Consider the following 18953-nt stretch of genomic DNA (forward strand, 5'->3'; position numbering starts at 1 on the left):
TATGTGGGCAGCCAAGGCGCCACCGGCATGCCTACTCCTCTATCCTCCTGGCCGTCTCCAGCACTCTGGCCGGGACATGCCTTGGTGCGGCTGAAGCAGTCATTCCTCCACGGACTTCCCATGTGCCGTTGAACAGGAAAGTCAGCACGGGACTGCTCCTGACGAGGCAATGGAAGGCATAGGAAGCGGCTGCCGAGAGCACGACGATCAGGGCGATTTCCAACTCGGCTGGCCATGACACTTCGAGGAATGCGACAGAAAGCCAGAGCACGATCGCCACATGCACGAGGTATATGGTCATGGCCGCCTCGACCATGGCGTTCGACAGCCTGTTCCTGCGATCCAACCACTTGCGTGCCGCGGACAGCAGCACGTGCGAGAAGAGGATGCCGACGACCGGCATCAGGAAGAAGGTCAGCGCGCGACTGAAGTCGTCACCCTTCTCCTGGAAGTACGCCATGGCGAAGGCGGAGGCGAAAGCCAGTCCCCAACTCGGCCAGCGCGGGCGCGAGAACCCGTCGACCCAGGCCGGGCGCGACGCGATCAAGGCTCCAACCAGGAAGACAATTCCGTCAGCCGCAAGTTGCGCGGGAAGCAGGATGCCGCCGAAGAGGTACATGGCGTCGAAGAACTTGGCGGCGACCGCCGTTGCCAAGGCGGTCAGTCCCGCGAACAGCAGTCCCAACCACGGCAACATCGGATTGCGGGCTACCCACCTCTGTACGGCGTGATTGCCTTCTTCGATCCGCCGGGCGCCGACAATCCGCCACAGCATCGCGAACGCACCACAGTAGAGCAGCAAGTAGATCAGGAACCAAAGGTGCACGGTCCAGGTGTCAGACAGGTTGCGCGCGGTCTCGACCAAGCCGGGCAGCGCGTTCGACACCCCACCGCTGGCGACAGCACTCGCCATGACCATCAAGGGGCTGATGACGAGCAGCGAGGTGACCAGGGGCACACCGAGGCGCTGAAAGCGCCCTTTCAGCCACGTGCCTGGCCCGCGCCGACAGACGAGCAGCATGGCGAAGAGGCCAGCGATCAGGAAGAAGGCTGGCATCCTGAAGGTGTGGCTGAACTGGATGATCCAGGTCACCGCCTCGGACTTGTCCGGGGACGCCACGATCCAAGTGGCGTGGGACGCGTAGACCAGCCCGACGTGGTAAGGGATGCCAGCCAGCATCAGGATGGCCCTGAGCTGGTCCAGGTAATCCCAGCGAACCCCGGAGGCCCGGGACAGATCCGGGGCTTGAACGGCGGGACGGGAGGGGCCGTCCGGGCGAACCGACGTGGAGCGCGGGAGCATGGACCTCCTATCCCGGGCTCGCTTTGGCACACCTGCGATTGCCCGGCGCCATCATGAGCCAGCCCGTCGGTGCGCGGCAGCCACCGCTTCGCATCATTTTGTTTCAGCGATGGAACAGCGCCCCAACGGCGCGGTGGACCGACCTTCCTTTCGCCAGGCGGTCTCGACCTCGGTGTCGCTGGTCCGGGCAAGCTCGCCAACCGTGAGCGACTTCCCGTCGACTATAGCATTGACCCTGTAGTGACTACAGGGTCCATATCGGAAGCCTTCCATCCCGCAGCGGCCCGCGTGGATGCTTGAAATGGGAAGGCGATCGATAACGATGCACAAAGGCACAGCGGCCCTGGTGGAGCTGCGTTACCTGGTCGAGGGCATGGATTGCTCCGGCTGCGCCCTGAAGATCGAGGACGCCGTCGAGCAGCTCGGCGGCGCCCAGGACATCCAGGCCAATTACAAGACGCAGACCCTCGAACTGCGTCTCGATGAGGCCACCACGCCCCGCACGGCGCTCGAAGAGAAGATCCGCGGTCTCGGTTACGGTGTGGCGCCTCTGGCGTGACCTAGGGAGCAGGACAACGGCCATGGCTGACGGCGGAACGGCTACACGCGACCCTGGATCCAGGGCGGCCCTGCGGTACCACGTGGAGGGCATGGACTGCCCCTCCTGCGCCTCCAAGATCGAGACGGCTGTCGGTCGTTTCGAAGGCGCCGCGGACATCCGGATCAACTACCACCGCCAGGTGCTGGCCTTCCGGCTGGACGAGGCGGCCACGCCACGCTCGGCCGTGGAGGAGCAAATCCGCAAGCTCGGCTACGGTGTCGCCCCTGTCGAGGCACCGCAGGTCGTTGTCGGCGAGGAGGGCGCAGGCGGGAATGAGGCGTCTGGTCGCACGGGCAAGGCCTGGTGGAACGGCGCCAAGGCCCGGCTGGCCGCCCTCATCGGCGCCCTTACTGGCGCCGGGTTTGCCGTCTCCCTGGCCGCTCCGTCGCTGGATCACTGGGCTTATGTTCCCGCCGCCCTGATTGGCCTTGCCTTCTTCGGCAGGAAGGCCATCGCTGCGGCACGCGCCGGTTCGCCCTTCAGCATCGAGATGCTGATGTCGATCGCGACGGTCGGCGCCATCGCCATCGATGCGACCTCCGAGGCGGCCGTCGTGGTGTTCCTGTTCACCGTCGGCGAACTGCTCGAGGGCATGGCGGCCGGACGGGCGCGCGCTGGCATCGAGGCGCTCGGCGCCCTGGTGCCGAGGACTGCGCTGCGCATCGAGGATGGCACGGCGCGGGAGGTGCCCGCCGCCAGCCTGAAGGTCGGCGACCTCGTCCTGGTCCGCCCGGGCGATCGCGTCTCGGCCGACGGCGAGGTGACCGAGGGCGAGTCCGAGGTGGACGAGAGCCCGGTGACCGGCGAGTCCGTCCCCGTCCCCAAAGCCGAGGGCGCCTCCGTCTTCGCGGGCAGCATCAACGCCTCTGGCGCGCTGCAGGTCCGGGTGACGAAGCCCGCCTCCGATAACACCATCGCCCGCATCATCCGCCTGGTGGAGGAGGCGCAGGACGCCAAGGCGCCCACCGCCCGCTTCATCGAGCGGTTCTCGGCCGTCTACACACCTATCGCGGTCGCCGTCGCGGCTCTGGTGGCTGTGGTGCCGCCGCTTTTCCTCGGTGCCGACTGGGACACCTGGATCTATCGAGGCCTGGCGCTGCTGCTGGTCGCCTGCCCCTGCGCCCTCGTCCTCTCGACGCCCGCGGCCATCGCCTCCGGCCTCGCCGTCGGCACCCGACGCGGCCTGCTGGTGAAAGGCGGCGGCGCCCTGGAGGCCATCGGCCGGATCCGCACCGTCGCCTTCGACAAGACCGGCACCCTGACCGAGGGGCGGCCCCGCGTGACGGACGTCCTCGCCTTGTCCGGCCCGGAGCGCATCATGCTCGGCCTCGCCGCCGCGGTGGAGAACGGCTCCAGCCACCCGCTCGGCCGCGCCATCCTGGAGCGGGCGGACGCCGATGGCATCCCGCTCCGCCCCGCCAAGGACTCGCGGGCCATCCCGGGCAAGGCCGTCGAGGCGGTTGTCACCGGCAAGCGGGTGGCCGTCGGCTCGCCCTCCCATGCCGCCGGACGGGCACCGCTTCCGGCCGACGCGGCGCGGACGGTCGCCGAGTGGGAGAACCAAGGAAAGACGGTGGTCGTCGTCTCCGTGGACGGTGCCCACACCGGCCTGATCGCGGTGCGCGACGAGCCCCGGCCGGACGCAGCCGCGGGCATCCGGGCGCTCGACGCCCTGGGCGTCGAGGCCGTCATGCTCACCGGCGACAACGTCCGCACCGGGCAGGCCATCGCCGGGGCGCTCGGCCTGAAGGTGAAGGCGGGCCTGCTGCCCGAGGACAAGCTGCGCGAGATCGGCGCCCTCAAGGAAAAGGCGCCCGTGGCCATGGTCGGCGACGGCATCAACGACGCGCCCGCGCTCGCGGCCGCTTCAGTCGGCATCGCCATGGGCGGCGGGACCGACGTGGCCCTGGAGACGGCCGACGCGGCGCTGCTGAACAGCCGCGTCGTGGATGTGGCCGCCCTGGTCGGGCTGTCGCGCGCGACGCTCTCCAATATCCACCAGAACGTGGCCATCGCCCTCGGTCTGAAGGCGGTCTTCCTGGTGACGACGGTGGTCGGCGTCACCGGCCTCTGGCCCGCCGTGCTGGCCGACACCGGCGCGACGGTGCTGGTGACCCTCAACGCCCTGCGCCTGCTCGGATACCGCTTCAAGGGCGTGGCGCATGACTGAGGTCCTGCCTAGGGCGCGCCTCGCCTGGACCTGGAGCGCGGCGACGGCCGCGCTGGCCTTCGCGCTGGACCAAGCGACGAAGTGGTGGGTGCTGGCCCATCTCATGGATCCGCCCCGCGTCATCCCCATCACCCCGTTCTTCAACCTGGTGCTGGGATGGAACCGGGGCGTCAGCTTCGGTCTGCTGTCGGCGGACCACCCCGCGACGCCCTGGCTCCTGTCCTCCCTCGCGCTCGCCGTCGTCGTGGGCCTCGTCGTCTGGACGACGCGCGACCGGCGGCCGGGGATGGCGGCCTCGGTCGGGTTCATCGCCGGAGGCGCCCTGGGCAACGTCGTCGACCGGCTGCGGCACGGCGCCGTGACGGACTTCCTGGACTTCCACGTGGCTGGCTACCACTGGCCCGCCTTCAACCTTGCCGACACCGCGATCTTCGTCGGCGTCGCGCTCCTGCTCCTCGTCGGCGGGAGGCGCGAACCGGCGGGCGCGCCGACCTCCGCGGCGCGACCCTGAGGGCGGGACCGCCGTGAACCCGCTCCTCCAGATGTCCGGCCTCCTGACAGCCTTCCTGGCCGGGATGGTCTCGTTCCTCTCGCCCTGCGTGCTGCCGCTGGTGCCCGGCTACGTCTCCTACGTCGCCGGTCGCTCGGTCGCCGCCGAACGCGCGGCGCCCGGTCGCCTCGCCACGGTCGGCCTCGGCCTCTGCTTCGTCCTGGGGTTCGCGACCGTCTTCGTGGCGATGGGCGCGGGCGCCTCGGCGCTGAGCCAAGCCCTGCTGCGCTACCGCTACGAGGCCGGGATCGTGGGCGGCGTGGTGGTCATCCTGTTCGGCCTCATGACCGCGGGCGTCCTGCGGCTGATGCCGCTGCAACGCGACCTCCGCTTCATGCCGACCCTCAGCGGTGGCACGCCGCTCTCCGCCTACGTGCTCGGGCTGGCCTTCGCCTTCGGCTGGACGCCCTGCATCGGGCCGGTGCTCGGCGCCATCCTGGCGCTGACCGCCACCAGCGAGATCAGCCACCTCGGCATCGTGTTGCTGGCCACCTACGCGGCCGGGCTGGGCGTGCCCTTCCTGCTGGTCGCCGCCTTCGCGGACAGCTTCCTGCGCGGCCCGTTCCGCGGGCTGCGGCGCCTTGGCCGTGCTCTTCAGATCGTGGCGGGCGGCGTCATGGTGGCGATGGGGGTGGCCATGATCACGGGCCACCTGACCGACTTCGCCATCCTGATGCTCCGGCTCTTTCCCTGGCTTGGGAACATTGGATGAGCGACGACGACGACCTTCCCGAGGACCTCGCCCACATCACGCCCGCCTACCGCCGGGCGCTCTGGATCGTGGTCGGCCTCAACGTCGGCTATGGCCTCGTGGAGATGGTCGGCGGCTTCGTCTCCGGCAGCCAGGCGCTGAAGGCGGACGCTCTCGACTTCCTGGGTGACGGCCTGATCAGCTTCCTCGGCCTGCTGGCCATCGGCTGGAGCCTCGCCTGGCGCGCCCGCTCTGCCCTCATCCAGGGACTGTTCCTCGCCGTGCTCGGCCTGGGCGTGCTCGCCACCACGGGCTACCGGGTGCTGGTGCTGAACCAGCCCGAGGCCGAGCTGATGGGCCTGTTCGGCGCCGTCGCGCTGGTGGTCAACGTCGCCTCCGCGGCGGTGCTCATCCCGCATCGGGAGGGCGACGCCAATGTCCGGGCCGTCTGGCTGTTCAGCCGCAACGACGCCATCGGCAATGCTGCCGTGCTGGTCGCGGCGGGCCTCGTCTGGTGGACCGAAACGGCATGGCCCGATCTCGCCGTGGCATTCGTCATCGCCGGGCTGTTCCTCCAGTCGGCTTGGTCGATCATTCGCGACGCGCGGGCGGACCTGAGGGTGGCGCGTGATTGACGACGTTCTCCCGCAGCGAAACCCTCCCATGTGGGAAGTGCGTCTTCGTTGCGGGCAACCATGAGGAGGTCAACGATGCGGAAGTTCGTCGTATCCATTGCCGCCCTGGCTGGAATTCTGGCCGTGGCAGACGCCTCTGCCCAGGGCAGCCAGACCCAGGGCGGAATGATGCCGATGCAGCAGGGGCAGCAGGGCGGCATGATGATGGGCTGCCCGATGATGCAGCGGATGGCCTCTTTGGAGACTCGCCTGCGCCAGCTTGAGGAGCGGGCAGGAATGCCGACTCCGCCAGCCCAGCCAGGCGCCCCAGAGGGTAGCCACTAGCATCAACGGAAGACCCTTGTCGGCGGCCGACCTGTACCGGATTTGGGAAGTCGGCCCTGGCCAAGTCGACCGGCGGCCCAGACCGCCGGTCGGCCTGCCTCGGCCGCCGCGTTGAAGGGCGCCGCTCCCACGTTGAGGCCCGCCCGGAGCCTTCGCGAGGATGTCGAGGCGCCCAGGGGGAGCCACTGACACCGGGTGGTGGGCCAGTGGAACGGTTGCAGTTGCTTAATCTTAGTGCGATATGCGAATGATTATCATGTGCTGCCGTGAACCAACGCCTTACTGTGCCCGACGCCGTACTCCATCCCGCCAGGATTGTCGGGTCGACCGCGGCCGAAGTCCCTCCAAGGGAGGCAAGCCGTAGCTTAGGCCCCTGGCACGCGGCGGTCCCACGCGCTCTCACGTCAGCCTGACCAACCTCCTCGCCCACCCCGACCAGCAGGACACCGCACCATGCGACGCCTCCGCACGCACTCTCGCCTCGCCACCATCGGCATGTTGGCCGCCGGTTCGCTGCTTCTGGCCACGGGTGACGCGCTGGCGCAGTCCTCCTTCGGCGCAGTGGACGCTGCGGCCAACGCGCAGGTACGCTTCGCCGCCACCGAGCGCGGCAAGCCCATCCTTCCCGGGAGCGAGGTTGCCGTGTCCGGCCAGGGCTTCCGCCCAGGCCAGAAGGTGGCGCTGCTCTATGGCACGGCGGCACTGCCCAACGGCACGCTGGAAGCGGACAAGGACGGCAAGATCGCGGGCCGGATCATGGTCCCAGCCGACGCCGCCGTGGGCAGCCACCCGATCGTGGTGGTGGCGCAGGGCCCCTACAGCGCGGCGCTGGCGCCCTTGAAGGTGTCGCCCAGCATCCCGCTGTCTGGCCAGAACGGCTACGTGACGCGGGAAGCCAAGGTGGCGCGCGGCCTCTACCAGTCCGCCTACAGCGCCAAGAACAATGCGCTGTTCGTCACCTCCGCCATCGGTCGCCCGCCGGTGAAGCAGTCGGAACTGCTGAAGCTGAACCCTGAGACGTTGGAGGTGCTGGCGCGCATCACGCCGCAGGCTGCCCCGGCGCGGCCTGGCGGCCCGGCGGATGCGGGCGTCTACGCCGTCTACGGCATAGGCGTGGATGACGGCAACGACACGGTCTGGGTCACCAACACGCGGCAGGACACCGTGGCGGTGTACCGCCAGTCCGACCTGTCGCTGGTGAAGCAGTTCCCGCCCGGCACGGTGAGCCACGCGCGCGACGTGCTGGTCGATCCGCGGCTCAACAAGGCCTTCGCCAGCGCCATGCTCGCGCCGGAAGTGGTGGTGTTCGACACCCGCAGCAACGAGGTCGCCGCGCGCATCGAGATCGTGTCCCGGGTCCGCGGCGGCACTTTCTCCGCCGCCAGCCTGTCGCTGGATGCCGCCGCGAACCGGCTCTACGTCGTCAGCCAAGTCACCAACGAGGTGGCGGTGATCAACACCCGCACCAACGCGGTGGAGAAGGTGCTGCCGGTGCCCGGCGCGCGTGGCGCCATCGGTGTTTCCCACGACCCGCAAACCGGGCGCATCTACGTCGCGTCGCAGGACAGCGACAACCTGGTGGTGTTGGACGGCGAGAGCGGCAGGGTGGTGGCTGACACCCCTGTGGGCGCCGGGGCGCTGAACGTCGTATTCGACCCGGCGCGACGCCACGGCTACGTGGCCAGCCGCGGGGCGGGCACCGTTACCGTGGTGGACGCGGACGGCAAGATCCTGGCCAACCTCGGTCCGGCGCCGCTGGCCAACCACGTCCTGCTGGGGCCGCGCGGCACTTTGTACTCCGTGGACAAGTCGGCCGGGGTGCTAGAAGCCGACAGCGACACCATCCTGCGCCTCCAGCCGCGCTGACAGGAGATCTCCTCCCCGAGCGGTGCGGATTGGTCCTGCCCAAGCCGCAGGTGAATGGCATTGGGTCAGGGGTTGCCCACTCATCACGAAGGAGCCGACAGCTTGGCCGTCACCCGCACCGGATTGGAGGAGAACCAGGTCGCCATCTACTTCGCCGCGGTCGTCGCGGGCGCGCTCATGGCCGTTGCCGCCCCTGGGGAAGCCTGGGGCGCGGTCATCAACCCGGCCCTCGCGGCCTTGCTCTACGTAACCTTCCTCCAGGTGCCCCTGGCGGACCTCCGGAAGAGCCTGGCCAACGGGCGGTTCTTGCTAACGCTGCTGGCCGTGAACTTCGTCGCCGCGCCCCTGGTGGCATTCGTCCTGGCCTCCTTCCTACCCAGCGAGGAATGGGTGCTTCGCCTGGGCGTCCTGATGGTGCTGCTGGCGCCCTGCATCGACTACGTGGTCGTGTTCACCCACCTCGGCCGCGGCGATCCCCGGCTGATCGTGGCGGCGACCCCCGTGCTGCTGGTGGCGCAGATGCTGCTGCTGCCCGTCTATCTCGGCCTGTTCGTCGGCGAGCGCGCCATGGCGATGATGCAGCCCGGCCCGTTCATCGAGGCATTCGTCTGGCTCATCGCCGTCCCGCTGGCCCTGTCGGCGGCGACTCAGGCCTGGGCGGCACGGTCCGGTGCTGGGAAGACGGTCGCCGACGCCATGGGATGGCTGCCAGTGCCTCTGATGGCCATGGTGCTGCTGGTGGTCATCGCGGCGGTCGCGCCGGACGTGGCGGCGCAGGCAAGGTCCGTCGCGATGCTGGTGCCGGTCTACGCCGCGTTCGCCGTGGCCATGCCGGTCGTGGGCAGCCTGGTGGCCAGGTTCGCGGGCCTCGAGGCGGGCGCGGGGCGGGCCGTCACCTTCAGCGGTAGCACCCGCAACTCCCTGGTTGTCCTGCCGCTGGCCTTCGCCGTTCCGGAGGCTGGCGCCCTGCTGCCCGCCGCGGTGGTGACGCAGACGCTCGTAGAGCTCGTCGCCATGCTGGTCTACATCCGCTGGGTGCCGACGCTGGTGTCTGCCAAGCCTGCCGCCGCCGCCGAATAGCTAGGGGTGTGGTCACCGATCCCAGGCCGGTGGCGCCTGGATGCGGCGCGCATGCATGGCTAGAGCCCGGCTGCCGCGCCGAGTGCCTCAGGGGTGGGCGCCAGGGCTTCGACGATCCGGCATTCCGACACGGTGCCGCAGCCGCACTGGCTGATGAGGGCGTCCAGTTCGCGGCGAAGCGCCTGAAGGTCCGCAATCTTCCGCTCGACCTCCGCCAGATGCTCCCGGGCGATCGCGTCCACGGCGCCGCATGGCAGGTCGGGCTGCCCGACGAGTCCAAGCAGGGCACGAATCTGCTCCAGCGAGAAGCCGAGTTCCCGTGCCCGCCTGATGAAGCTCAGGCGCCCGAGATGGGCTTCCCCGTAGGTCCGGTAGTTTCCGGCGCTCCGACCGGGTTTGGGCAGCAGGCCGACCTTCTCGTACCAGCGGACGGTCTCGACCTTTGTGCCGGTGGCCCGGGCAAGCGTGCCGATGTTAAATGACTGTTCGGCAATCATGGCGTTGACCCTGTAGTGGCTACAGGGTGCATCTAGGGAGCCTTGGGCCGTAGCCGCAAGCGGCTATGCCCCTGCGTAAAGAATGGCGGAGCCATGGCTGACAGCGGACACTGCGCATCGGGAAGGTGCCCCCGGCCTGTTCCGGGAACCGGCTTCATCGCGGGCGCCGCGGCGCCACTCCAGCCAGATGACCATTTCCAGGCCACGACTGACTTGAGAAAGGACACAGGGATGAACCGCAGGACCCTGCTGCTCGCCCTTGGCGTTGGCGTCCCGGCTGGGAGCGCGCTCGGGTGGGGCCTGTCCGAGTGGATGCTGCGCTCCAAGAGGGCTTCCGCGCCGCGATCCAGCGGCATGCAGCAGCCCATCGGGTCGCCCTTCGCGCTGGTCGACCATACGGGCCAGCGCGTCACCGACGCGACCTACGCCGGGCAAGTGCGGTTGGTGTTCTTCGGCTTCACCCATTGCCCGGACGTCTGCCCGACCGGCCTCGGCTACATCGCGGAGGTCTTGGATGGCTTGGCGCCGCAGGAGGCCGCGGCGGTGCGGCCCCTGTTCATCAGCGTCGACGCCGGGCGCGACTCCCCGGAGTTGCTGGCCAGCTACGTGACCAACTTCCATCCCACCCTCATCGGCCTGACCGGCACCGAGGAGGAGGTGGCGCAGGCCGCAAAGGCGTTCCGCTCATATTACAACAAGGTTCCCACGGGCGGGGATTCCTACGTCATGGAGCACACCGCCTCCATCTACTTGGTCGGTGCGGACGATATGCTGCGCGGCTTCCTGGACACCCACGAACCCGTGCCGACGGCGGTCGCCAAAATCCGGCTGGCCCTAGGCAGCGCGGCGCTCGGCGCCGCCAAGGCGGAGGACCGCTCGTCGTGAAGCGCCGTACTTTCGTGGCCGCCTTGCCTTGCATGGTGGCGAGCGGGGCGTCCGCGCAGGCGCAGCCCGGGTTGTTCGCCGAGAACGCGTGGTCCCGACCGGCGCTGGCGCGCATCGGCACCGCGGTCGTCTACCTCAGCCTCCGCAACGGAGGCAGCCAACCCGTCCGCCTCCTCGGCGGCAGCACGCCCGTCGCCGAGAGGGTCGAGATCCACGAGAGTGTCGTGGAAGGCAGGGTGGCCAGGATGCGCGCACGGCCGGGCGGCGTGGTCGTGCCCCCGGGTGGCGTGATCCGCTTCGAGCCGAGCGGCCTGCACCTGATGCTGATCAAGCCAGCCGCCGACCTCAAGGCTGGGCAGGGCTTCACCCTGACCTTGAACTTTGAGAACGGTGCGACCTTTGCCGTCCCGGTGCAGGTGGCGATGCGGGAACCGGCGGCCGGTCATGGAGCCGCACACTGATGACGGAGAAGGGGACGCGCCCATGAGCGCCGTGACGTCGACCACACAGGGCCGCGCCGACGCCAAGGCTTGGTCCATCCTCTTCGCGGCCTGGGCCGTGGCGCTCGCCGCCAGCCTCGGCGCCCTGTTCATCGGCGAGGTCATGGGCCAGGCGCCGTGCTCCCTCTGCTGGCATCAGCGCGCCTTCATGTTCCCGCTCGCCGTGCTGCTGGCCGTGGCCTGCTACCGCTCCGACACGGGCGCCTGGCGCTACGCCCTGCCGTTGGCGCTGGTCGGCTGGCTGATCGCAGGGTGGCACACGCTGATGTTCTACGGCGTGGTGCCGGAAGCCATACAGCCCTGCGCCGCGTCGGGTCCGTCCTGCTCCGGCGAAGGCATGCTGCTGCTGGGCTGGGCGCCGCTGCCCATGCTCTCGTTCCTCGCCTTCACCACCCTGCTGATCCTGCTGACACTGCTCGCCCGGGGAGGGCGCAAGGCATGAACCGGCGCGTCCTCACCCTTGGCACCGGCGCCGTGGCCCTCGCGGCCTTCGGCTTCGGATACTGGCTGTACCCGCACGGCGAACTCGCTGGCCCGGCGGTAACCGGCCAGGACGACACCTACGTGCGGCCGCACTCGCCCGTCATCGGCAAGGCCGACGCGCGCGTGACCCTCGTCGAGTTCTTCGATCCGTCCTGCGAGGCCTGCCGCGCGTTCCACCCGATCCTCGGGCAGATCCTGGCCCGCCACCCGGAGGACGTCCGGCTGGTGCTGCGCTACGCGCCGTTCCACCAGGGGTCGGACGAGGCCGTCCGCATCCTCGAGGCGGCCCGGCTGCAGGGTCGCTTCGAGCAGGTGCTGGACGCCCTCTTCGCCCGGCAGCCGGAGTGGGCGGCCCACGGCGCGCCGAACCTCGCGGCCGCCTGGCGGATCGCGGGGGTTGCCGGGCTGGACATCGAGCGGGCCAGGAAGGACGGACGGCAGCCGCAGGTCGACCGCGTGCTGCAGGCCGACACGGCGGACCTGCAGTCCCTGCAGGTGCGGCAGACGCCGACCTTCTTCGTGAACACGCGGCCGCTGCTCTCCTTCGGTCCGCGCCAGCTCTACGAACTCATCCTGAGCGAGCTGGACGCCCCGCGCTGAAGGCCGCGCCCGGACGGCGCGACCTCATTCTTGGATGATGAGGTCGAGGATCACCTTGGCGTTCAGGCCGATGATGAGCGCCGCGCTGGCCCAGCCGAGCGCCAGTTGCCAGCGGGGCGCCGTCAGGGTTCCCAATCGCCCCTTGTCCCCGGCGAACAGCATCAGCGGCACCACGGCGAAGGGCAGCTGGAGCGACAGGATCACCTGGCTCAGGATCAGGAGCTGCGCCGTGCCGCTCGTGCCGTAGAACCAGGTGACCAGGACGGCCGGTATGATGGCCACCAGGCGGGTGATCAGGCGCCGCAGCACCGGCGGCAGGCGGAAGCGGAGGAAGCCCTCCATCACGATCTGGCCGGACAAGGTCGCCGTGACGGTGGCGTTGATGCCGCACAGCAGCAGCGCGACCGCGAACAGCGTTGCCGCCGCGCCGGTTCCGACCAGCGGCGAGAGCAACTGGTAGGCTTCCTGGATCTCGGCGACTTCCGTCCTCCCGGCGGTGTTGAACACCGCCGACGCGGTGATCAGGATGGCCGAGTTCACCAGCAGGGCCAGGCTCAGCGCCACGGTGCTGTCGATGCTGGAGAAGCGGATGGCCTCCCGCTTGCCATCCAGGTCCCTGCCGTAGTCCCGCGACTGCACCAGCGCCGTGTGCAGGTACAGGTTGTGCGGCATGACGGTGGCGCCGAGGATGCCCATGGCGATGTAGAGCTGCGTCTCGTTCATGACGATGGAGGCGGCCGGGATGTAGCCGCGCAGCACGGCGCCCCAGTCCGGATCCGCCAAGGCGATCTGGATGGCGAAGCAACCGAAGATCAGGGCGATGAAGCCGAAGATCAGGGCCTCCAGCCAGCGGATGCCCTTGTTCTGGAGCCACAGGATCAGGAAGGCGTCCAGGGCCGTCAGCATCACGCCGAAGAGTAGCGGAATGCCGAACAGCAGCTGCAGGGCGATGGCGGTGCCAATGAGTTCCGCGAGATCCGTCGCGCAGATCGCGAGTTCCGCCAGGAGCCAGAGCGGATAGGCGACGGGAGCCGGAAAACGCTCGCGGCACAGCTGCGCCAGGTCGCGGCCCGTCGCAATCCCGACGCGGGCGCAGAGCGCCTGCAGGAGGATCGCCATCAGGGACGAGAGCAGGGCGATGGAGAGCAGCGTGTACCCGAAGGCCGAGCCGCCAGCCAAGGCCGTCGCCCAGTTACCCGGATCCATGTAGCCGACCGCCACCAGGTAGCCGGGCCCGACGAAGGCCAGCAGCTTGCGGAGGAACCCTCCGGCGTTCGGCACCCGGACGGAGCGATGGACCTCGGGAAGGCTTTCAGGCCTGGAAGGAATCAGGGGAACCGTCATGGACGACGCCTGCCAAGTGGGTGCTCGCCTGCCACCGGCTCCCGCCAGAGGCCCAGAGTGAACCCAAGGCTACAATCATTAGTAGAGGCATCTCAAGCGCAATCCGCGCGGTCCCCGACGGCCGTGAAGGCATCCATCGGCAGGTTCGCACCGGCGCTTGGTCGCCCCGCGCTGAAATCCGGGACTCGCCCACTGGGCAGCCGGTGCTCGGTGCCGGGAGCTTTCTTTCCCTGCCTCAGGGGTCCCCGAGAAGCTGCCGTCCATGGCGGAAACGCCCCGCCAGTTCGAACTCGAGGGTCGCGTGCCCGATCTCGAAGCGGTCGCGTAGCTTCGCCTTGAGGCGCTCCTTGATGTCGGTCACCTCCCCCAAGGGCAGATCCTCCACGGCGAGGTGCGCTTCCAGTGCCACCTTGCCCTCCTCCGGCTGCCAGACGTGGATGTGGTGAACGTCCCGCACGCCCGGCGCCGCCCTCAACTCGGCCAGAACGGCTTCGTAGTCGAAGTCCCGGGGAGCACTGTTCATCAGCACCGCAACCGCCTCCCGGATCTCGTGCCACGCGTGGATGAAGATGTAGACCGAGATCGCCGCGGTGATGGCCGGGTCGACCCACTGGACGCGCTCTCCCCAAACCATGATGGCCAGGGCGCCCACGATGAGACCCACCGTCGCCAGGGCATCCGCGATCATGTGCAGGTAGGTGCTCTTGACGTTCAGGCTGCCGATGTCCTTCCGCAGCACCCATGCGGAGGCGGCGTCCTCCACCAGGGCGATGAGGCCCACGATCAGCATCGTCTTCCCGGCGACCTCCGCCGGATTCATGAAGCGGTCTGCCGCCTCGTAGAGCAGGTAAAAGCCGATGACGAAGAGCGTCGTCAGGTTGATGAGCGCGCCGACCGTCTCCGAGCGCCCGTACCCGAAGGTCCGCCTCCGATCCACGTCGCGCCGGGAGATGCGCCATGCGACGTAGGACACGAGCACGGAGCCTGCGTCCGAGAAGTTGTGGGCAGCGTCGGCGAGCATCGCCAGCGATCCGGAGATGACGCCCCCGACCACCTCGGCCGCCGTGATCCCGAGGTTCAAAGCCAGCGCGACGAGAAGACGCCTGCCGCGTCCAGGCGAATCCTTGGCTTCCGTGCCGCCGTGATGATGGTGGTGGGCCATGACCGGCTCCCGAGTTCAGGTTGCTTGCGGCGGAACTCGCCTTCGGGCATCCGGCACCCGGGTTCCACGCATCAGGGCTACACCCCGGGCTTCCAGGCCAGCAGCCGGAGCGCGTTGAGGGTGACCAACACCGTCGCGCCGGTGTCCGCCATGATGGCGGGCCAGAGGCCGGTCACGCCGATGAGCGTCGTCACGAGGAACACGGCCTTGAGGCCGACGGCGATGGCCACGTTGGTCTTCACGTTGGTCATGGTGGAACGCGACAGGCCGACGAGTTCGGCGACGCCGGAGACGCGGTCCTTCAGCACCGCCGCGTCGGCCGTCTCCAGCGCCACGTCGGTGCCGCCGCCCATGGCGACGCCGACCGAGGCGGCCGCCAGCGCCGGGGCGTCGTTGATGCCGTCCCCCACCATGACCACGGAACCGGCTTCGCGGAGCGCGCCGATCTCGCGCAGCTTGTCCTCGGGCAGCAGTTCGGCCTTCACATCCAGGCCAAGGCCACCTGCGATGGCGGCGCCGGTCCGGGCATTGTCGCCGGTCAGCATGACAGAGCGGATGCCCAGCTTCGACAGAGCGGCCACGCCCGCGGCGGCATCCGCACGCGGCTCGTCGCGCAAGGCCAGGACACCCGCCGCGGCGCCGTCCACGACCACCACGACGGCGGTCTTCCCCTCGGTCTCCAGCTTGGAAACCTGTTCGGCGAGAGCACCCATGTTGGCGCCCAGCTCCGCCGCGTGGCGCGGGCTGCCGATGCTGACCTTCCGCCCGCCCACCGTGGCGGTGACCGCCTTGCCGGGCACGGCTCCCTGGTCGGAAGCCTGGGGAGTCGCAATGCCACGCTCACTGGCCTCGGCCAGGACGGCCTTGGCCAGGGGATGCGAGGACCCCTGCTCCACGGCCGCGGCATAGGCCAGGAGATCCCAGGCCGATGTTCCTGCCACCGGAAGCACGTCGGTCACCTTCGGGTGGCCCGCCGTCAGCGTGCCGGTCTTGTCGAAGGCCACCGTCCGGGCCGCCCCGATCGCCTCCAGCGCCGCACCGCCCTTGATCAGCAGGCCGCGCCGGGCACCGGCCGACAGGCCGGAGGCCAGGGCGGCGGGGACGGAGATGACGAGGGCGCAGGGGCAGGCGATCAGCAGCACCGCCAGCCCGCGATAGACGCTGGTCCACCAGTCCCAGCCGAGCAGGAAGGGCGGCAGGAGGATGACCAGCGCGGACACCACCATCGCGCCCGGGGTCCAGTAGGTCGAGAACCGCTCGATGAAGCGCTGCGTCGGCGCGCGGGAGGCGGTGGCCTCCTCCACCATGCGGATGATGCGGGCGATGGTGTTGTCCGTGGCCGCGCGGCTCACCCGGACGCGGAGCGCGCCGTCGGCGTTGATGGAACCGGCCACAACCGCGTCCCCGGGGCCGCGCGTCACCGGCACGCTCTCGCCGGTGACCGGGCTCTCGTCCAGTGCGGACTGCCCTTCCTCGATGGTGCCGTCGCCGGGCACGCGGTCGCCGGGGCGGACCAGCACGAGATCACCGACCGACAGGCGGTCGGACGGCACCTGTTCGGTCGAACCGTCCGCGCGCAGGCGCAGGGCCGTGCGGGGCATGAGGTTCGCCAGCGCCTTGATGCCCGCCCGGGCGCGCCCGGCCGCCACGTTCTCCAGCAGCTCGCCCAGGGCGAAGAGCAGGACAACGACCGCCGCCTCCTCCGCCGCGCCGATGACGGCGGCGCCCGCGGCGGCGGTGACCATCAGGGTCTCGATGGAAAAGGGCGAACCCGCCCGCGCCAGGTTGAAGGCGCGCCGCCCGAACGGCACCAGGGCGACCAGCGTCGCGATCAGGAAGAGCGGATAGGTCAGGTTGCGGGGCAGCACCAGCGACAGCGCGTAGGCGCCAATGACGAGGGCGCCCAGCAGCCAGACCAGGCGCGCCTTGCCCGTCGCGTACCAGGGCTTGGTCGCGTCGGCCGGATCATCGTGGTCGGCATGCGAGTGGCCGAACGCGGCGCCATGGGCATGGCCATGGTCATGGTCATGGGCGGCGTGTGGCTGGGCACCGGCAGGCTGGGCTTGGGCATGTCCATGCCCGGCATGGCCGTGATCATGGTCATGATGGCCATGGTCGTGCCCGCGGCAGTGGCCATGGTCGTGGTCAACTGCCGAGGCAGGCGGCGCGCCCGGGGCTTCCTGAGGCGCGAGGGCCTTGGCCTTGTAGCCGAGTGCCCCGATCTGCTTCTCCACGGCCGCGGCATCCGTGGTGCCCGGCGCGAGGCGCAGGGTCAGCCGCTCGGTCATCAGGTTCACCGAGACGTCGGACACACCGGGAAGGCGGCCGACGGCCTTCTCCACCTTAGCGACACAGGAGGCGCAGTCCATGCCCTCCACCCGCCAGGACAGCGGCGGCGAGGCGGCCAGGGCCTCAAGGCGGGTGACCTTGTAGCCCAGGGCGCCGATCTGCTTCTCGACGGCCTCGGGCGTCGCGCCACCGGGCGCCAGCGTGGCGCCGAGCCGCTCGGCCATCAGGTTGATCTTGATGTCGGTGACGCCCGGGAGACGGCCGACAGCTTTCTCGACCTTGGCGACACAGGAAGCGCAATCCATGCCTTCCACCCGCCATGTCACCGGCTGTCCCGGGGTACCTCCGCCGCTGCGCGTGCCGTCCATCGAGCAATCTCCTGCTGATGGTCCTCTAGATACGACCTCCAGTCACTGGAGGTTCAAGGGGGTGAATCAGGTTCACGGGAAACTTCCGCTGGCGTGTGGCGGCGACAGCCATGGGAGGAGCTATCCATGCGCATGCCCAGCTTCGGGCTTTCCCCACAGGTCTTCGGTCACACCACCATGGGCGCCCGCCAACTCGGTCTGGATGGTCGCGTGGGTGATGCCGAACCGCTCCGCGAGCATGGCTCCCAGCACGTCCTCCAGCCTCTCCTCCCTGGACAGCGCGGCGTCGACAACGATGTGCGCCGAAAGGGCCACCTTGCCGCTGGTGAGTGCCCAGATGTGGAGGTCATGAATGCCGCGGACCCCGGCCGTCTCACTGATGGCCTGCTCGACGGCGTCGATGTCGATGCCGCGCGGGACGCTCTCCAGCAGGACGTCGATGGCTTCCGACAGGAGTGTCCAGGTCCGCGGGAGCACCCAGAAGGCGATGGCGATGCCGAGCACGGGGTCCACCCAGGTCCAGCCGGTGGCCCAGATGACAGCGGCGCCGATGATGACCGCGACGGAGCCAAGGAGGTCGCTCCAGACCTCGAGGTAGGCGCCCTTGACGTTGAGGCTGCTCTCGCTGCCCCCCGCCAGCAGGCGCATGGAGATCCAGTTCACCAGCAGCCCGAAGGCGGCCACCGCGAGCGTGCCGAGGCTGCCGATCTCCGCGGGCTCGCGGAAACGCTGGTAGGCCTCGTAGAGGATGTACAGGGCGACGAGGAACAGCAGGGAAGCGTTGAACGCGGCCGCCAGGATCTCGAAGCGATGGTAGCCCCAGGTGCGCCGCCGGTCGGCTGGGCGACGGCCAACCCGGATCGCGACGAGGGCCACTGCAAGGGCCAGCGCGTCGGTCAGCATGTGCGCCGCGTCGGACAGGAGAGCCAGGCTGTTAAAGATGTAGGCGCCCGCCACCTCGGCGAGCAGGAACGCGCCCGTCAGTCCCAAAGCCTTGGCCAAGGCCGCCGAGTTGGCGTTGCCCGCACCGTGGTCGTGACCCTGTCCCATTCAAGCCTCCAGCAAGGACCCACCGTGGTCCATCCGGGCAGGTCGTTGGCACCTCCAGCCGCTGGAGGTTCAACCCTTAAAAGCCCTTCGGCTCCCTTCCACTCCGGCACTTGTCCGTGAAGTCAGGCAGCCGCCCCACCAAGCGAGCGGGGCGGCATCCAACGCTCAGTAGCGCGCCTGGCCGCTGCGCCCGGCCGGGTTCTTGACCTGCAGGGTCACGGCGGCGCCTCGCGCGGGGGCGCTCGGAGCTGTCCCGGCCAGGGTGTTGTCCGTCCCCGGCGCCAGCTGGACGACCTGGCGGGCCTGGCCGGAGCCGACGAGCGCGGACACCGTGTAGCCCGCCGACGGCACCGGCTTCCCCGCCTCGTCGTAGAGGTGGACCGTCAGGGTCCGGTCCGAGACGATGAGTTCGGCGTGCACGCCGACGACGTCCTGCATGCGGCCGCCATGGGCGCCCTGGTCACTGTGGCCATGCGCCTGTGCCAGCGCGCCGGTGGAGATGGAGGCGGCCGCCAGGGCCGCGAGAAGGATGGTCCGCACGTTTGATGTCCTCGT

General features: G+C 69.5%; 19 protein-coding genes. 12 read left to right on the plus strand and 7 right to left on the minus strand.

Features of this window, described 5'->3' with window-relative positions; all coding sequences use genetic code 11:
- Nucleotides 1–31: 31 nt before the first annotated feature.
- Nucleotides 32–1303 (minus strand): acyltransferase family protein, encoded by a 1272-nt coding sequence (locus CR162_RS15035; protein ID WP_099096352.1) that lies wholly within the window; start codon nucleotides 1301–1303, stop codon nucleotides 32–34.
- Between the two features lie 322 nt (nucleotides 1304–1625).
- Between CR162_RS15035 and CR162_RS15040 the strand changes: the two genes are divergently transcribed.
- From CR162_RS15040 to CR162_RS15075, 8 genes are all read left to right on the plus strand, one after another.
- On the plus strand, nucleotides 1626–1862 hold the full coding sequence (locus tag CR162_RS15040) for a heavy-metal-associated domain-containing protein (protein WP_245870396.1): 237 nt from the start codon (nucleotides 1626–1628) through the stop codon (nucleotides 1860–1862).
- 22 nt (nucleotides 1863–1884) lie between these two features.
- On the plus strand, nucleotides 1885–4074 hold the full coding sequence (locus CR162_RS15045) for a heavy metal translocating P-type ATPase (RefSeq protein ID WP_099096353.1): 2190 nt from the start codon (nucleotides 1885–1887) through the stop codon (nucleotides 4072–4074).
- A complete protein-coding gene (gene lspA / locus CR162_RS15050; RefSeq protein WP_099096354.1) occupies nucleotides 4067–4585 on the plus strand; it encodes a signal peptidase II in 519 nt (172 codons plus the stop codon). Before CR162_RS15045 ends, lspA begins: the two co-directional genes overlap by 8 nt.
- A gap of 13 nt (nucleotides 4586–4598) precedes the next feature.
- Nucleotides 4599–5336, plus strand: a complete 738-nt coding sequence (locus tag CR162_RS15055; RefSeq protein WP_456316219.1) for a cytochrome c biogenesis CcdA family protein — start codon at nucleotides 4599–4601, stop codon at nucleotides 5334–5336.
- Nucleotides 5333–5950 (plus strand): cation diffusion facilitator family transporter, encoded by a 618-nt coding sequence (locus CR162_RS15060; protein ID WP_099096355.1) that lies wholly within the window; start codon nucleotides 5333–5335, stop codon nucleotides 5948–5950. Before CR162_RS15055 ends, CR162_RS15060 begins: the two co-directional genes overlap by 4 nt.
- A gap of 75 nt (nucleotides 5951–6025) precedes the next feature.
- A complete protein-coding gene (locus CR162_RS15065) occupies nucleotides 6026–6274 on the plus strand; it encodes a hypothetical protein (RefSeq protein WP_099096356.1) in 249 nt (82 codons plus the stop codon).
- 453 nt (nucleotides 6275–6727) lie between these two features.
- Nucleotides 6728–8140: a YncE family protein gene (locus CR162_RS15070; RefSeq protein WP_099096357.1), complete on the plus strand. Its 1413-nt coding sequence runs from the start codon at nucleotides 6728–6730 to the stop codon at nucleotides 8138–8140.
- A gap of 72 nt (nucleotides 8141–8212) precedes the next feature.
- Entirely contained in the window at nucleotides 8213–9220 is a 1008-nt protein-coding gene (locus CR162_RS15075; protein WP_245870397.1) for an arsenic resistance protein, read from the plus strand.
- Between the two features lie 59 nt (nucleotides 9221–9279).
- On the opposite strand, the gene CR162_RS15080 is transcribed toward CR162_RS15075, so the two are convergent.
- Nucleotides 9280–9717, minus strand: coding sequence for a MerR family transcriptional regulator (locus tag CR162_RS15080; protein ID WP_099096359.1), 438 nt, complete (start codon nucleotides 9715–9717; stop codon nucleotides 9280–9282).
- Nucleotides 9718–9948: 231 nt separating this feature from the next.
- On the opposite strand from CR162_RS15080, the gene CR162_RS15085 reads away from it, so the two are divergent.
- From CR162_RS15085 to CR162_RS15100, 4 genes are read left to right on the plus strand one after another with little or no spacing between them, the layout of a single operon-like run.
- Complete coding sequence (locus CR162_RS15085) at nucleotides 9949–10602, plus strand: SCO family protein (protein WP_099096360.1); 654 nt, start codon at nucleotides 9949–9951, stop codon at nucleotides 10600–10602.
- Entirely contained in the window at nucleotides 10599–11063 is a 465-nt protein-coding gene (locus tag CR162_RS15090; protein WP_099096361.1) for a copper chaperone PCu(A)C, read from the plus strand. The genes CR162_RS15085 and CR162_RS15090 overlap by 4 nt, the downstream gene beginning before the upstream one ends.
- 22 nt (nucleotides 11064–11085) lie before the next feature.
- Nucleotides 11086–11544 carry a disulfide bond formation protein B gene (locus CR162_RS15095; RefSeq protein WP_099096362.1) on the plus strand — a complete coding sequence of 153 codons (459 nt, stop codon included), beginning with the start codon at nucleotides 11086–11088 and terminating at the stop codon, nucleotides 11542–11544.
- Nucleotides 11541–12185, plus strand: a complete 645-nt coding sequence (locus tag CR162_RS15100; protein ID WP_099096363.1) for a DsbA family protein — start codon at nucleotides 11541–11543, stop codon at nucleotides 12183–12185. The genes CR162_RS15095 and CR162_RS15100 overlap by 4 nt, the downstream gene beginning before the upstream one ends.
- Nucleotides 12186–12209: 24 nt before the next feature.
- Here the strand turns inward: CR162_RS15100 and CR162_RS15105 are convergent, their stop codons facing one another.
- The 5 genes from CR162_RS15105 to CR162_RS15125 all read right to left on the minus strand — a co-directional run bounded on the left by CR162_RS15105 (nucleotide 12210) and on the right by CR162_RS15125 (nucleotide 18938).
- Nucleotides 12210–13529 carry an Nramp family divalent metal transporter gene (locus tag CR162_RS15105; RefSeq protein WP_099096364.1) on the minus strand — a complete coding sequence of 440 codons (1320 nt, stop codon included), beginning with the start codon at nucleotides 13527–13529 and terminating at the stop codon, nucleotides 12210–12212.
- Between the two features lie 235 nt (nucleotides 13530–13764).
- Nucleotides 13765–14691, minus strand: a complete 927-nt coding sequence (locus CR162_RS15110; RefSeq protein WP_099096365.1) for a cation diffusion facilitator family transporter — start codon at nucleotides 14689–14691, stop codon at nucleotides 13765–13767.
- A gap of 77 nt (nucleotides 14692–14768) precedes the next feature.
- Nucleotides 14769–17348 (minus strand): heavy metal translocating P-type ATPase, encoded by a 2580-nt coding sequence (locus CR162_RS15115; RefSeq protein WP_099096366.1) that lies wholly within the window; start codon nucleotides 17346–17348, stop codon nucleotides 14769–14771.
- Nucleotides 17349–17468: 120 nt separating this feature from the next.
- The gene (locus tag CR162_RS15120; protein WP_099096367.1) at nucleotides 17469–18398 is read right to left on the minus strand and encodes a cation diffusion facilitator family transporter; all 930 of its coding nucleotides are present in this window, start codon (nucleotides 18396–18398) and stop codon (nucleotides 17469–17471) included.
- Between the two features lie 165 nt (nucleotides 18399–18563).
- On the minus strand, nucleotides 18564–18938 hold the full coding sequence (locus CR162_RS15125) for a hypothetical protein (RefSeq protein ID WP_198368146.1): 375 nt from the start codon (nucleotides 18936–18938) through the stop codon (nucleotides 18564–18566).
- Nucleotides 18939–18953: the final 15 nt, after the last annotated feature.

This window comes from Teichococcus rhizosphaerae (genome assembly GCF_002631185.1).
In the GTDB taxonomy this organism is placed as follows: domain Bacteria; phylum Pseudomonadota; class Alphaproteobacteria; order Acetobacterales; family Acetobacteraceae; genus Pseudoroseomonas; species Pseudoroseomonas rhizosphaerae.

Excerpts from the sequence above, each read along its gene's own strand:
- CR162_RS15045 (WP_099096353.1), top strand. The coding sequence starts at position 1,885 with ATGGCTGACGGCGGAACGGCTACACGCGACCCTGGATCCAGGGCGGCC.
- CR162_RS15105 (WP_099096364.1), bottom strand. The coding sequence starts at position 13,529 with ATGACGGTTCCCCTGATTCCTTCCAGGCCTGAAAGCCTTCCCGAGGTC.
- CR162_RS15100 (WP_099096363.1), top strand. The coding sequence starts at position 11,541 with ATGAACCGGCGCGTCCTCACCCTTGGCACCGGCGCCGTGGCCCTCGCG.
- CR162_RS15065 (WP_099096356.1), top strand. The coding sequence starts at position 6,026 with ATGCGGAAGTTCGTCGTATCCATTGCCGCCCTGGCTGGAATTCTGGCC.
- CR162_RS15080 (WP_099096359.1), bottom strand. The coding sequence starts at position 9,717 with ATGATTGCCGAACAGTCATTTAACATCGGCACGCTTGCCCGGGCCACC.
- CR162_RS15060 (WP_099096355.1), top strand. The coding sequence starts at position 5,333 with ATGAGCGACGACGACGACCTTCCCGAGGACCTCGCCCACATCACGCCC.
- CR162_RS15035 (WP_099096352.1), bottom strand. The coding sequence starts at position 1,303 with ATGCTCCCGCGCTCCACGTCGGTTCGCCCGGACGGCCCCTCCCGTCCC.
- CR162_RS15095 (WP_099096362.1), top strand. The coding sequence starts at position 11,086 with ATGAGCGCCGTGACGTCGACCACACAGGGCCGCGCCGACGCCAAGGCT.
- CR162_RS15040 (WP_245870396.1), top strand. The coding sequence starts at position 1,626 with ATGCACAAAGGCACAGCGGCCCTGGTGGAGCTGCGTTACCTGGTCGAG.
- CR162_RS15070 (WP_099096357.1), top strand. The coding sequence starts at position 6,728 with ATGCGACGCCTCCGCACGCACTCTCGCCTCGCCACCATCGGCATGTTG.
- CR162_RS15085 (WP_099096360.1), top strand. The coding sequence starts at position 9,949 with ATGAACCGCAGGACCCTGCTGCTCGCCCTTGGCGTTGGCGTCCCGGCT.
- CR162_RS15110 (WP_099096365.1), bottom strand. The coding sequence starts at position 14,691 with ATGGCCCACCACCATCATCACGGCGGCACGGAAGCCAAGGATTCGCCT.
- CR162_RS15120 (WP_099096367.1), bottom strand. The coding sequence starts at position 18,398 with ATGGGACAGGGTCACGACCACGGTGCGGGCAACGCCAACTCGGCGGCC.
- lspA (WP_099096354.1), top strand. The coding sequence starts at position 4,067 with ATGACTGAGGTCCTGCCTAGGGCGCGCCTCGCCTGGACCTGGAGCGCG.
- CR162_RS15115 (WP_099096366.1), bottom strand. The coding sequence starts at position 17,348 with ATGGACGGCACGCGCAGCGGCGGAGGTACCCCGGGACAGCCGGTGACA.